The sequence below is a fragment of the Peribacillus frigoritolerans genome, assembly GCF_030676415.1.
Classification (GTDB): Bacteria; Bacillota; Bacilli; order Bacillales; family DSM-1321; genus Peribacillus; species Peribacillus frigoritolerans_A.
On record NZ_JAUUTW010000014.1, the window covers coordinates 44089 to 58753 of the forward strand.

Annotated in this window: 14 protein-coding genes and 1 riboswitch; all 14 genes read right to left on the minus strand. The window is 40.8% G+C overall.

The genetic code is table 11. The features are described from left to right. Window position 1: 1 nt before the first annotated feature. Window positions 2-613, minus strand: a complete 612-nt coding sequence (locus tag Q8G36_RS14460; protein ID WP_305160689.1) for a thiamine phosphate synthase — start codon at window positions 611-613, stop codon at window positions 2-4. Window positions 614-653: 40 nt separating this feature from the next. Beyond that, complete coding sequence (locus Q8G36_RS14465; protein WP_305160690.1) at window positions 654-1430, minus strand: energy-coupling factor transporter transmembrane component T family protein; 777 nt, start codon at window positions 1428-1430, stop codon at window positions 654-656. Window positions 1431-1446: 16 nt separating this feature from the next. After that, the gene (locus tag Q8G36_RS14470) at window positions 1447-2904 is read right to left on the minus strand and encodes an ABC transporter ATP-binding protein (protein ID WP_305160691.1); all 1458 of its coding nucleotides are present in this window, start codon (window positions 2902-2904) and stop codon (window positions 1447-1449) included. A gap of 12 nt (window positions 2905-2916) precedes the next feature. Further along, complete coding sequence (locus Q8G36_RS14475; RefSeq protein WP_305160692.1) at window positions 2917-3501, minus strand: ECF transporter S component; 585 nt, start codon at window positions 3499-3501, stop codon at window positions 2917-2919. 14 nt (window positions 3502-3515) lie between these two features. Beyond that, window positions 3516-4199 carry a thiaminase II gene (tenA, locus tag Q8G36_RS14480; RefSeq protein ID WP_251431774.1) on the minus strand — a complete coding sequence of 228 codons (684 nt, stop codon included), beginning with the start codon at window positions 4197-4199 and terminating at the stop codon, window positions 3516-3518. A gap of 136 nt (window positions 4200-4335) precedes the next feature. Further along, a riboswitch (TPP riboswitch) is annotated at window positions 4336-4464 on the minus strand. Between the two features lie 134 nt (window positions 4465-4598). After that, window positions 4599-5345 (minus strand): SDR family NAD(P)-dependent oxidoreductase, encoded by a 747-nt coding sequence (locus tag Q8G36_RS14485; RefSeq protein WP_305160693.1) that lies wholly within the window; start codon window positions 5343-5345, stop codon window positions 4599-4601. Between the two features lie 52 nt (window positions 5346-5397). Next, window positions 5398-7035 (minus strand): AMP-binding protein, encoded by a 1638-nt coding sequence (locus Q8G36_RS14490; RefSeq protein WP_305160694.1) that lies wholly within the window; start codon window positions 7033-7035, stop codon window positions 5398-5400. 18 nt (window positions 7036-7053) lie between these two features. Next, a complete protein-coding gene (menB, locus tag Q8G36_RS14495; protein WP_305160770.1) occupies window positions 7054-7854 on the minus strand; it encodes a 1,4-dihydroxy-2-naphthoyl-CoA synthase in 801 nt (266 codons plus the stop codon). Window positions 7855-8023: 169 nt separating this feature from the next. Continuing rightward, window positions 8024-9178 (minus strand): acyl-CoA dehydrogenase family protein, encoded by a 1155-nt coding sequence (locus Q8G36_RS14500; RefSeq protein ID WP_305160695.1) that lies wholly within the window; start codon window positions 9176-9178, stop codon window positions 8024-8026. A 264-nt stretch (window positions 9179-9442) separates the two neighbouring features. Beyond that, the gene (locus Q8G36_RS14505) at window positions 9443-10768 is read right to left on the minus strand and encodes a sigma-54 interaction domain-containing protein (RefSeq protein ID WP_305160696.1); all 1326 of its coding nucleotides are present in this window, start codon (window positions 10766-10768) and stop codon (window positions 9443-9445) included. 5 nt (window positions 10769-10773) lie between these two features. Then, a complete protein-coding gene (locus Q8G36_RS14510; protein WP_305160697.1) occupies window positions 10774-11202 on the minus strand; it encodes a MaoC/PaaZ C-terminal domain-containing protein in 429 nt (142 codons plus the stop codon). A gap of 274 nt (window positions 11203-11476) precedes the next feature. Continuing rightward, window positions 11477-12838, minus strand: coding sequence for an MFS transporter (locus Q8G36_RS14515; protein ID WP_305160698.1), 1362 nt, complete (start codon window positions 12836-12838; stop codon window positions 11477-11479). 25 nt (window positions 12839-12863) lie between these two features. Next, a complete protein-coding gene (locus Q8G36_RS14520) occupies window positions 12864-13637 on the minus strand; it encodes a 2-keto-4-pentenoate hydratase (protein WP_305160699.1) in 774 nt (257 codons plus the stop codon). Continuing rightward, the gene (gene dmpG / locus Q8G36_RS14525) at window positions 13634-14653 is read right to left on the minus strand and encodes a 4-hydroxy-2-oxovalerate aldolase (protein ID WP_305160700.1); all 1020 of its coding nucleotides are present in this window, start codon (window positions 14651-14653) and stop codon (window positions 13634-13636) included. The genes Q8G36_RS14520 and dmpG overlap by 4 nt, the downstream gene beginning before the upstream one ends. Between the last annotated feature and the right edge of the window lie 12 nt (window positions 14654-14665).

Consider the following 14665-nt stretch of genomic DNA (forward strand, 5'->3'; position numbering starts at 1 on the left):
CTTATGTCTCCTTTCCCAAAGACTTCGAATATTCTTTAACGGCTCTAATCGGATTTTCAGCTTCAAGCACACCTGACATGACGGCAATTCCCCGTACCCCCGCATCCAGCACGACTTGGCAATTGAAAGGTGTTATTCCGCCTATCGCAATAATCGGAAGATTGACATTTCTTGTGATTGCATGAAGCTCCTCAACTCCCTTAGGAGGAAGGCCGATTTTTGAATCCGTTTCAAAAACATGTCCATAAATCGCGGAATTGGCCCCTTTGCTGAATGCGGCTTTCGCTTCATCCATGGAATGGATCGAACAGCCAACATTCATCCCTGGAAAAGCTCCTTTTACGACTCCCGCATCTAAACTATGAAACGCCAATTGCACACCAAATACTTTGTGTACCCAGGCTACATCCACCCGGTCATTAATGATGATCTTAGAAAGCGGAATCTTTTTATCATGTAATAGGGTCACTGCTCGATAGAGTTCCGATGCACTCATATGCTTTTCCCTTAGATAAAAGAAATCAACATGTTCCTGAATGTTTGAAGCGATTTCCACAAACTTTTCAATTGGCTGTTTCCCAGTAGAAATAATATGCAATTCATGTGCATTCATACTAAGAACCCCTAACTAGTAAAGTTACAATCTCATAAAATCAAATAGATACTAACGGGAATAGAATCGATAGGTAAAAGCCGGCCAACAGCAGGATGATAAAATACAGAATGAAACCATGGTCCATTTTTGAAAAACCAAATTCATAATAGTATGTTCGATCCCGAGTGTCTGTAAATCGCTTTGCCTCCATCGCAACCGCGATTCGGTGAGCACGTCTGATGCTTCCGGATAACAACGGGATGGAATAGGCTTTCATTTTAAAATATACCGATCTTAACCCTTTTCCCCTTTCGAAACCGCGTACCTTCATCGCGTTTCGTATCGTTTGGAACTCCTCCATCATGATGGGAATCAGCCTTAATGCCGCCATGAAACTATAGGCATATTTCGGTTTAAGCTTAACTTGCTGCATTAACGAATAAAACAAGTTCACTGGTCTCGTCGTTAAGGAAAAAGTTAAACCAAGGGCCGCAAAGAACAAAGCTCGAAAGCCTACCAGTAATCCCCTCATGAAACTTTCTTCCGTAATCGATATTAGGCCCCACTCAAACCAAAGCGTCTCACCTTGCCCGAATAATATCATTGCAGAAGAGGTGGATATAAAAATGAAACAAAAGGGAATCGACAAAAGTAAGATGCGTTTTATCGAATGCCCGGTAAAAAGCAAAAATAAAAGTAATACGCCAATGGTGATATTCAACATATAATTCAGGTCATGAATGAATAACGCCACGATGCATAACACAATCAGTACACCAAGTTTAAGGCTTGGATTAATTCTATGGAGCCATGTTTCTGCATTTGAAACATTCATCTACATGACACTCCTTTTATAGTGATAAAACTTTGGTCTCCAAAAATCCGGCTTGCGCGATGTTTTCATCACTTATTACGTTTCCGTCCTTAACCGTCCAGATCCGGGTTGCAAAGTTTTTTGAAATATGATCGTCATGAGTTACCATGATCACTGTTATTCCGCGCCTTCGATATTCCTCAAACCATTCCAGTAGTGCAAAGGTATTTTTCGAATCTTGGCCAAAGGTTGGCTCATCCAGGAGAATGATTTTTTTGTCTATTACGATTGAGGCGGCTACGCTTAAGCGACGCTTTTGACCCATTGATAATTGAAACGGATGTTTATCCCGATGTGCCTCCAGGCGGAATACTTTAAGCAATGAGCGGACTCTTTCATCTATTTCTTGAGGCGGCCTTTTATCAATTCGCAATGAATAAGCAATCTCTTCATATACAGTATTTGCAACGAACTGAAACTCAGGATTTTGAAAGACAAACGTCATATGATCCGTTGGATTTTTCACCCTTTTAATGGGGTTCCCCAATAATTCATACTTACCTTTCGTTTTTATGAACTGCATCAATGCATGCAAAAGAGTACTCTTCCCCGCGCCGTTTTCTCCCCTGATTACAATCCATTCCCCTGAATGGACCTTCAGCCCTTCAACCTTGATTTTTTCCTCTTTATTCCGAAAACCGCTAAATCCTTGCACATGCATAAGGGGTAAACCATCTGTAAATTGGTGTTCCCGAATGGGTGCATACTCATGTATATATTCATCCCAAACACCAGGGAACCAAATTCCATGTTCTTTCATTTCATTTTTATATAGTGAAAGAATGGTGTCTCTTGGACCATCAGCTATGATTTGACCGTCATCGTTAAAAAGCACGATTCGTTCGATGAATTCTAAAACATGGTCAATTTTATGCTCGACGATAATAACCGTTTTGTCTCGTCCGACTTCCTTCAACAAGTCCCAGATTTCTTTTGTTCCTTCCGGATCAAGCATGGCGGTCGGTTCATCTAAAAATATCACTTCTGGTTCAAGGGCCAATACTGAAGCAATTGCCAGGCGCTGTTTCATCCCGCCTGATAATGTTTCTATACTTGTATGCCCTAGGTTCAATCCTACATTATGGATATGATTTTGGATTTTCTCTTTCATTTCCTCTTTTGGGACGGAAAGATTTTCAAGGACAAAGGCAATTTCCTCATCAGCAAATGGCATGCAAAACTGACTATCAGGATCTTGAAAAACATATCCCCATGAAGAAGGGCATTTCAATTCCTCCGCTTTCATCGGGACTTCGATGGAATTCGGAATCAATCCGCTTAACACTTGTAAAAGAGTGGACTTACCACATCCTGATGGTCCCAACAATAACACTTTTTCTCCTTTATCAAACGATAAGGATAGGTCCTTGAATATCAAAGATTCATCACCGGGAAATTTCATTCTTAACTTTTCAACAGAAACGATTGGTTCCATGGCCCTCAACCTCTACTTTTGATCCAGTTCTGCATAATCTTTACTTGAAACCGGACGAACAAGATTAGTTACTCCTGTTGCTTCCAGAACTTTAACTAGATAATAGGCAGTCACACCTGCAAAGAATATGGAACCCACAAACCTCGCTATCATGAATAACGATAAATTCCAAAGAGAGAGAGCACCTATTTCCCCATAAGCAAAATCCATGATGACTGATGCCAGGCAGGAAGCTATCGCAGCTAAAACGGCCACCGACATATTGAATTTTTTATATTTGAACGCCATGAACACCAGTTCCGCGAACAAACCTTGGACCACCCCATATAACAGTACGGTCAGCCCCCATGGAGAACCCAGAAAGAATTCTCCGGAAGCTGCAGCTATCTCTGCCAAAAGTGCCACACCCGGTTTCCGTAAAATTAAAAAGGCGACGGGGCCAGCTATAAACCACATTCCATAAATAAGTTGATCCAGATGTAATCCTAATGGTTTAACGGAATAATAAATCGAACCCCAAAGGATATAAACGACTCCAAATGCTACCGCAATCACGATCGTGACTAATATATCGGTTAATTTCAATCCTTTTTTCATTGTTTCATTCTCCTTTATACTTCTAGTGTTTCCTTATGCACAGGCCATGTCTCTAAACGATAAGCCATTTCCCAAAATGAGTATTCATATTGGCTGCTAAGGATAAAATGCTCTTTCATTCTCTCCTTATCTTCGTCTGTTACTTTTTCAGCAATCTCATCAAGCCTCGCAATTTGTTCTTCCACCAAAGTGCGGAACCACTCTCCTCCGTAAGCCGCTATCCATTCTTGATAAATCGGCTCTTCGGGTAAGCACCCTTGCAGCTTTTCACCTATTTCATAATACAGCCAGTAACACGGCAAGATAGCTGCAATAACATCCCCTAAATGTCCAGAATAAGCCGCACGGTACATATGGGAAGTATAAGCATAAGCAGTCGGGGCAGGTTTGAAATTTTCCCTTTCTTCTTTTGTGATGCCTAATCTCTCAGAAAAATTCTCATGAAGCTTCAACTCCGCTTCATATGTTCCTTGTGCGTGGCCGGCAAGCCTGCTTGTTGTATGTAAATCTGTAGCTTTGACTGCTCCTAAAGCTTGAACTCTAGCAAAATGAGATAAATAATAGGCATCTTGCATGACATAAAAACGAAAACATTCCAATGGCAATGTGCCATCTCCTATTCCTGCAACAAACGGGTGATTAAAACTAGCTTCCCAAATATGATCGACTTCCTGACGAATTTCCTCTGAAAACTTCATGTCCAATACCTCCAAATTATATTTTTAAAGAATGGTACGGGATAAAAACCTTTTAACACCTCTTTTTTTGCAAATAAAAAACCACTTTCTTTAACGTAAAGAAAGTGGTTGTACTTGAAATAATACAGAAACGTATTGTTCCAGACCCCCACTTCCCTACGCTGGTATAAACCAGATCAGGTTCTAAGGGTCTTAAAGTCATACTTTAATCTCAGCTTCTCCGGTAAAATCAACTTTCACCTATAAAGCACCCCTAGTGGTACAAATTGTATATTAAATTCATATCATTTGCCTTTATATTAACACGATAAATCCAATTGTCAAACGTATTAGAAAAAGTTTTCATGATTTATGGTTACTAACCTTTCAATCTTGCATACCCACCTAAACCAAGATCTATTAAACCATAGTCAATCCGCCATTTACTGAAAGAGTTTGCCCCGTTATATACCCTGCATCTTCTGAAACGAAATAGGCAACAGCACTGGCAATGTCTTCTGGTTGAGCTAGCCGACGGAATGGAATCGCTTTTTCCAAGGCGCCAGCTATCCCTTCATTATAAGAGCCTATTTCTTGAAATAGGGGGGTATCAGCAGGACCTGGAGCTATACAATTGATGTTGAGTTTATGACGTGCCATTTCTCTTGCTATCGTTTTTGTAAAGGCAATCACCCCTCCCTTAGCAGCCGAATAAACTGCCTCTCCACTTGAACCGACTCTAGCTGCATCGGATGCAATATTTACTACCTTTCCGTAACCATTTTCAATCATGAGAGGTAAAATTTCCTTGCAAGTATGGATCTGCCCAAGTAAATTAATATCGATAATCCTTTTCCATGTGCTGGGATCACTTTTTAAAAAAGGTTCCACCTTATCCCAGCCTGCATTATTAACCAATATATCTATTCTATGATAATGGTTCACTGATTCTTCGACGGCTTTTTTAACACTTTCTAATTTCGTTACATCACAATGGACCGCCCTGGCTTCAAAACCCGACTTTTCGATTAAAGAAACCGTTTCCTCTGCATTTTTAAGATTAATATCAGCCACGATGATGTTAAAATTGCGAGAAGCCAATTTTTTTGCAATTTCTCTGCCAATTCCGCTTCCAGCACCTGTGATAAATGCCATTCTTTTAGTCATCATATTCCCCTCCACTTTCACCATTTAGTCAATATGGATTTATTTAAGCTGCTTATATATTGTCGGTTATCCTTTCATTAATCATTTCCCGGAGCCGGAATTTCTGAATTTTCCCGCTTGCCGTACGAGGAAAGTCATCCATTATTTCAATAAATTCAGGCCAATATTGTTTTGCCAATCCCTTTTCCAAGAGAAATTCCTGCATTGAATCCATCGTGATCGGGCTCTTCCCCGTTTTCATACTGATACATGCACATGCTTTTTCCTGAAGTCGGGAATCCGGAACCGCAATAACCTGAGCACTAGAAATATCCGGGTGTTCATACAATACATTTTCTACATAAGCGACTGGAATATTTTCACCGCCACGTATGATTATGTCTTTGTTTCTTCCAGAAATCCGGATATACCCGTCTTCATCAATGAATGCTCGATCACCGGTAATGAACCATCCGTCACTATACTCAGCTAACGTATCATTGATTCGTTTAAAATAGCCGACAAAAAGAGCCGGACCCCTTACTAATAAAGAGCCTTCTATATTCGGGGCACAGATCTCCCCTTCAAAATCCACTATCTTTAACTCCATGCCCGGAAACGGTATTCCGTCGGTATTCGTCAGTTTTTCTTCTGTATCTTCAAGTCTCGTCAAGGTTACCAAGCCATCTTCCGTTTGTCCCCATCCTGACAATATCCTGAACGGTACTTTTTTCACGGCCTCCTTTACTAAATGCCTGGGAATCGGGGCACCTAAAGCTACGAAGACTCGCAGCGAATTGAGGTCATACCTTTCCATCCCCTCCATTTGAACCGTATCTTGCAGAAAAGGAGTCGCACCCGCCGTAAACGTTATCTTTTCCTTCTCAACCCATTCAATAAACTCTCTCGGATTCCAAATGTCTTGATAGACTCCCGTACCTCCAATATGTGTAGGGAGCCTAACTCCATAACCAAAACCCGTTTGGTGAGCGAACGTTGACGCCATGAAAAGAACGTCATCGGATGTTAAATGTAAGCGGTCAATCCAATAATCCGTTGATGTACAAAGAGTATTATGTGTATGCATAACTCCTTTTGGACTTCCCGTGGTTCCCGAGGTAAAGATAATTTCAGTCACATCATTGGGGTCAAGTGTGATTTCATCCAAAATGGATGAATCCATCCGGTCTTCCCAAGGCTCCTCAAATAGGGAGGAGAACAGTTTCATCCCATTCGGCGCATTGTCACCAATCACGTATATATGTTTCATTGATGGCCATTGATGGCTTAGTCTCTCAATCATGGCAGGGTAATAAAACCCACGGAAATAATCTGGTACAACAATCATTTTAGATTCTGCCATCCCAACCATATAGCCAATTTCCCTATCTCGATAAATCGGTATCAAGGGATTGCTAATGGCACCGATTCTTGTAACAGCATAGTGTAAGATTATAAATTCATTCCAGTTAGGCAGTTGAAAAGAGACAACATCCCCCTTACCCAATCCTATATGCAAGAGGCCCAATGCGATTCGATCGACCAACTTACCAAGCTGCTTGTAAGTAAAACTACTTTTTTTATCGATAATCGCTATCTTATCTGGATGCTTTACTATAGCATCATTCAAATAATCCAAGATCGTTCGGTTCGGCCATACGCATTTATATTTCTCCACATATTCCTGAGTCAAAATGGTCTCCAATTTCACTAGTTTTCTTCCCCCTCATCAACCTCTGAATTTTTTAAAATCTACAGGCCTCTTTTCTAGGAAGGCATTTTTTCCCTCTTCCGATTCTTGTGTATTGTAAAACATCGCTAAACTGCCCATCGATAGCTGAGATATCCCTTGAATGTTGGCACTATCTGCATTAAATGAATATTTGAGCATTTTTAGCGCAGTAGGACTCTTATCAAGGATCTTTCTTGCCCATTCTTCTGCTGCCTTGTGCAATTGTTCTGGCTCAACGATTTTGTTCACCAGTCCCATTTCTTTTGCTTCTTGTGCAGAATATTGTTCACACAAATACCAGATTTCCCTTGCTTTCTTTTCCCCGACAATTCGTGCTAAATAAGCTGAACCAAAACCTGCATCATAACTACCGACCTTTGGCCCGCTCTGGCCAAATTTTGCCTTGTCAGATGCAATTGTTAGGTCACATATGACATGAAGGACATGCCCGCCTCCGATGGCAAACCCATTAACCGCTGCAATGACCGGCTTAGGAATGTTGCGGATCGTTTGATGCAGCGTTTCGATTTCCAGTCCCATTCCACCACCTAAACCACCCGAATGATTATACCCTCCTTCTTCTCCCTTTTCCTTCTGATCTCCACCTACACAAAATGCCTTCTCACCAGCTCCAGTCAGAATCACTACACCCACACGATTATCATCCCAAGCGTCCCGGAAAGCCCAAATTAATTCTTGAATGGTTCTGGCACGAAAAGCATTGTAAACTTTAGGTCTGTTCATTGTTATCTTTGCAATGCCACCTTTTTTTTCATAAATTACATCTGTTAATTCCATCGTTTTCATTCCCTTCGTTTTCCTAGACTATTTAGGATGATCTGCCTTGTATCACATCAATTCTCTGTTCATTACAACTTAATCGGTACCAAACACGACTGTAATTCATTTTCATGTCTGTTGTAATCGTTTCGGTTTCATTTGAATGTAATGATACTGATCCTTTGGATTAATGCGAACGAAACTCCTTTCCTATTATGTCCTTTGCTATGACCATCATATTGGCTTGTGCAGTGCCATCACCTATTTCCAACCCAATCACGTCACGCAAGCGTTGTTCAAGAGGCATTTCCTTCGTATAAGCATAATGACCATTCAGCAGTAAACATTCATGGATAGCTTCTACACTATATTTAGGACCTAACCACTTAACGGAAGCCGATTCTTTACTATGATTAAACCCTTGGTCACGAAGCCAAAGTCCTCGATAGGCTTGCCACTTCACCAGTTCTAATTGGGTATAGTGGGTCACAATTGGGAAGGAGACCCCTTGATAGGTCGCCAACGGCTTACCAAATGAATGTCTGATTTTCACATGTTCGATTGTTTCATCAATACTTTGTGAAGCGGTGCCAACACATTGCAGCCCTATTAACAGCCGACTTAAATCAAACCCATTCATCACTTGGGAAAACCCTTTATTTTGAAGACCGATCATATACTCTTCCGGAACCTCGACATCGGTTAAATATATCGAACCTCTTCCAATGGGGATATTCCCCATGTCTGCGTACCCCCTACATTCAACTCCTGGAGTATCGGCAGGAACCATGAAAGCACTTATCCCTCGATTTCCCCATCCAGGTTCTGTCTTTGCAAATAAAACAAAGGCATCTCCACACATAGCTACACTAATTCCAGACTTTTCTCCATTAAGCACATACTTATTTCCTTTATGTACGGCTGTTGTTTTAATTCCTCCTGCATCCGTACCGGCGGATGGCTCTGTAATGGCAATGCCAACAATTTTTTCACCACTTGAAATTTTGGGAAGCCACTCCTTTTTCAGTTCCTCGCTAGCGTGATTATTGATAATTTCACCGATTAATGCATTCAACATCACCGCGTAAGTAAGATTGAAATCACCACGACCTATCTCCTCAGCAGCTATCCCCGTTGTCACACAATCTGCACCGCTTCCGCCATATTCCACTGAAATCCGAAGACCATTTACGCCAAGGTCCCCCAGTTTTTTCCACAAATGTTTTGGAGTAATCTCTTCGCGATCCCATTTTGTATAATGTGGAAGCAGCTCTTCTTTAGCAAATTCTTTCAAAATTTTACGAAAATAATCTTGTTCTTCCGAAAAAGAAAAATTCAGCATATCATTACCTCCTTGTTTACTAATTTATCTGATACCCGTATTTTAGACATTCTACTAAACACGAAACCTCTTACTTGACAACTATAATTGCAAGTTGTGTGCCAACTTGAATTCGCTACAAATGTGGCTATAGTTTCCTAAAACTCTCGCAGGTTTGCATTTTTTCGCAATACTGCAAATCAAAGTTGCGAAATTCAAAAAAAATACACACTTTATAAGTGTGCACTAATGGTTTACCTGATTACATTTCATTGGATGAAACTGCTATTTCAATTTGTATTTAGCAATTTTCCTATATAAACTAGCAACATGAATTTTCAGCTTTTGAGCTGCTAAAGAACGATCCCCTTCCGAATCTTTTAATGCCCGCTGAATGGCTGATTTTTCAGCATTACCTACAACTTCATCCAACGTACCGGAAAAAGAATGATTCATTCTAACTGAGGGAACCTCCAATATTAAATTAGGTGTAAAATCTAAAGATTCCAGTGTTAAAGTCTCACCATCTACGATATTCATTCCGCGTTCGATTATCGCTTTGATTTCACGGATGTTACCAGGCCAATCATATTGGATAAGCCAATCTTGGAGTTTAGGATCAATTTCCTTCACATTGGACCCTAACTTGTTATTGAAATACTCGACGAAATGATAGGCCAGAGGAAGGATATCTTCCTGTCGCTCCCTTAAAGAAGGAATTTTCAATTCAAAAACATAAAGTCGATAATATAAATCTTGGCGGAATTTCCCTTCTTGAATAAGGGTTCTTAAATCCCTGTTCGATGCAGCAATAATACGTATATCAACATTTTTAGTCCCCGTCCCGCCTAGTCTTTCCACTTCCCTTTCCTGTAAAACTCGTAATAGCTTACCTTGAGCCTGATAAGGCAATTCAGAAATCTCATCTAAAAACAACGTACCATGTTGAGCTAATTCTATTTTTCCAGGCTTACCTTCTTTTTTCGCCCCGCTAAAAGCGCCAGCTTCATAACCAAAAATCTCCGATTCAAATAATTCATCTGGAATCGCAGCACAATTTACAGGCACAAAAGGCTGTGCTTTTCTTGTACTCAAACCATGGATCGCTTGGGCAAAAAGTTCCTTTCCCGTTCCCGTTTCCCCTGTAAGCAGTACTGTTGAACTGCTAGTAGCTATTCTGGCGGCCAGCTCTTTTACCCTCTCAATCTCCTTACTCTTTCCAACAATCTCTTCGAAGCTATATCGACCTTGAACCACGGAATTTTTCTTGACTTTATTCTTCTCCAAGGAGTTGGTAAAATACACTAAATCACTGTATTCCAGTTCGTCTTGACGGATGATTATGGTATAAAGGGTATCAGCTTCTCGACGAAATACCCTTATGAAACAAGCATGTCCGCTGATCACACCAGAAAACACATGTTTGTGGTCGAGACCTTTCAAAGAAAAGGTGGAAGAAGTGTGAATGATCCTCGTAATGGACTTTCCTATCAAATCAGTCGGCATAATCATGAAATATTCATAAAAATCAGCTGTTGCGCCTATAACTCTTCCATTTTCGTCAACTTCAATCGATCCCCAATTCCTTATTACGTTTTTAACATTTTCCATTCACATCACCTAGCATCTTGATTACTTAAAACAAAAATGACAACTTGCCCCTTAATGACTTCTATTCCTGCTTGATTAAAGCAAGTCACCTTTTGCGTAACCCAATCTCTATTCAAATTAATATCAATGACCTCGAGTTCCGCTGAAATTATATCGCCTATATGTACTGGATGATAAAAGACCAGCTCCTTTTGTAAAAGTATACAGGCACTACCAGGGAGTTTTTCACTGATCACTTGAGTGATGAGGCCTTCCGTTAACAAACCAGGTACAACCGGCCTGCTGAAATTACTTTTCCATGCTTCTTTATTCACTTGATAAATCGGACTGTAATCTTTTGTTAATTCATTACATAATTTTACGTCAGATTCATTAAATGTGCGTTGCATACTAGCAACCTGGCCGATGAACAAATCAGTAATTGTTGAACTCATAACATCGCTCCTTGATTTTTCCGAATATTCAATCTTAATCATACATAACTTTCCCATCAAATACTATAAAATGGGAGTTCATTTGTTGTTTTACTCGTGATTTTGCTCGGTTTACTCGTGAGTTTAGCAATTTTACTCGTAAATTTAGCCAGTTTACTTGCGATTTCAGCTGCTTTACTCGTGAATTCTTTTATTCTCTAAAAAATGGCCTATATGTCAGCGAACAGTGGCATGACTGTCCGCTGACTTATAGGCCATCTACTAAAGAACAATATTATACATTCGATGTTGCTTTTAGTTTTATATTTTCCTCTTTCTGTGATTTATCATAGCTGCCATACCTCTCTTTCACAACGAGTAACGCCAAGGCAGCCATTATGCTCGGAATTGTGAAGGCCATAAATGCATTTTGTGGTGAATAGTTTGCAGCCAGCATTAATCCTATTAATGTTGGGGCAACAATCGCTCCCATTCTACCAAAAGCCAAGGCCCAACCTATCCCGGTGGTCCTAATCTCCCGCGGATAATACTCGGATATATACGTATTGGCCAAATTCATCGTGCCAACTGTACAGGCACCTCCAAAAGCGATTAGAATATATAATGCTACTACATTTGAGGTCAATCCTAATATGACAAAACAGACCGTACCTATGGCACAGAGGGATACAAGTACTCTTCTATGACCTATTTTCCCAACTAAGTACCCTCCAATTATCGATCCGCCAATTTGTCCTATTCCCGATATAAGATTGAAAGATAAACTGGATGAAAGGCCGTATCCGGACTGCTGCATGATTTTGGGTAACCATGTATTGAGTCCGTATACCATAAGTAAACAATTAAAGGCAGCTACCCAAAACGCAAATGTGCTAAGCGTACGCTTATTTTCAAAGAGTTTCTTGACTGGAAAGCCCTTTGACCTTTCTTGGACTTTGGCAAACTCATAATCGTCCGACTCTTTATAGTCGCCGTCTGGATCAATGCGATTCAGAATTCCAGCAAGCTTTGGTCCTTGTTTTCGAATAACATAATAGGAAAGCGATTCAGGAAATTGCTTCATGAAGAATGGCAGTGCCAGTAAGGGAAGCGCCCCTATCCAATACAAAACCCTCCAACTCATTTGTTCCATCACATACATCCCAATTAAAGAAGCAAGTATGCTTCCGATAGAATAACCACAGTACATAGTGGTTACAATGAGAACCTTATTCTTTTTGGGTGAGTATTCCGCCATTAAGGAGATAACGTTTGGCATTAATCCTCCCATACCCAAGGCTGATATAAATCGTATAACCGAGAAAAAGCCAGGATTCGGGGCAAAACTTGAAAGTAATGTAAAAACACTGAATATGCATATACAAATGGCCAGCACTTTTTTTCTCCCTATTTTATCCGCCAGGGGTGCAAAAATGAGGGCTCCTACCATCATTCCGAACAATGAATAACTTGCTATTCCGCCAGCTTCGACTGGCGACAAGTTCCATTCCTCCATCATCAAAGGCAAACCTACTCCGTACATGGCTATATCAAATCCATCGAAGGTAATTGCGAACAAACACCACAAAAAGACCATAAAATGAAAACGGCCAAATTTACTATTACCTACCACTTCCGAAGCATTAACTTCATGCAATTAATTCCCTCCTCTTTGAAATATTTCACGCTATAACATGTAATGTCAGTTTCCCTAATTCACCGTAATCTGCCATTATTTCATCGTTTGCCTGTATGGAAACGGCATCTGTAATCCCTCCTACTAAAACAATCATTCCAGCCTGAATGGAAAGTCCTTCACGGTTAATCATTTTTACAAGTTCCACTATCGAATGAATCGGATGATCGAGTACAGCTTCACCAAGACCCCTCTTTTGCATTTCACCATTTTGATAAAGCGTAACTTCTGCTTGAGCCCAGTCCGTGTGATACGGAGAATAAGCTTGATTGCTAAGCAGGATTTTGGCTGAGGATGCGTTATCCGCTACTACATCGGTAAGTGTAAAAGAAAAATTTTTATATCGACTGTCAATAACTTCCAGTGCAAGAAATACACATTCTACAGCCGGCCAGACATCTTTCGCCGTTATATTTGCACCTTTCAGTTCGTCCTTGAACAAAAAAGCAAATTCGGGTTCCACTCTCGGATGAATGAATTCCCCAACTTTTAATACTGGTTTAGTTAGTTCCATGGCAGATGTCAACCTGCCATAGATCGCTTCCTCTACCCCTACTTGCTGTTGTTTGGCTTTGCTGGTCAATCCCATCTTCCACCCGATGAATCTGTTATCACCTGTGATCGTCTCATTTATGCTCAACTTCTGAATTTCATATGCTTGATTTACTGTTAGTTCAGGATTGAATAATGTAAGCTTATCCATTTCACGGCCGTTTTTTTGCGATTCAGCTACCCGTTTTGCTAGTTGATCTAGTTTCATCTTACGGTCCCTTCTTTCTGAAACGCCATTTGCTTAGCTACTTCAATTATGGTATCTTCCTGACCACCAACCACTTTTTGTCGACCAAGCTCCATCAAAATATCCCGGGCGTCAACTCCATACTTTTTTGCCGCTTTATTTGCATGCAATAAAAAGCTGGAGTACACGCCACTATAACCCATGATTAAACTCGAGTCTGTTATTTCCTGGGGCTTTGGCATGATTTTATTTCCAACTTCCTCCGAAAGATCAAGCATTTTATATAAGTCAATTTCGGTACGGATACCCATCCTATCAAGAACGGCAACAAGCACTTCCGTCTGGGTATTACCAGCACCTGCACCGAGACATCGGATGCTGCCATCGATTCTATTCGCCCCTTCTTCAATTGCCACAAGTGAATTTGCCACAGCGAGCGATAAGTTATTGTGAGCATGAAAACCAATATCGATATTCAGCTTGGACCTTAATAACCGGATCCGCGTCTTCACATCTTGGGGCAAAAAAGATCCTGCGGAATCAACAACATATACAGCATCCGCTCCATAGGATTCCATTAAAATGGCTTGCTCAAGTAGTTTTTCCGGTGATGCCATGTGAGACATCATTAAAAACCCGATTGCTTCCATACCGAGATGTTTCGCAGCTTCCAGATGTTGCTTTGAGACATCAGCTTCCGTTACGTGGGTTGCAATCCGCGCCATTTTCGCCCCCACTTGAGCGGCTTCTCTTAATTGGTCGATCGTCCCTATACCAGGGATTAAAAGTACTGAAATAATGGATTGTCCTGCAGCTTCAACAGCGGCATTCACCAACTCAATATCATTCACTTTTGAAAAACCATATTGTAAGGATGATCCGCCCAGTCCATCTCCATGCGACACTTCAATATAAGGGACCCCCGCAGCACTAAGTTTCCCAGTCATGTTCTTTACTTGTTCGATGGTGAATTGATGTGCCACTACATGGCTCCCATCCCGCAATGCAACTTCAGTCACCAATACATCTTTACGCAAATGAACCCCACC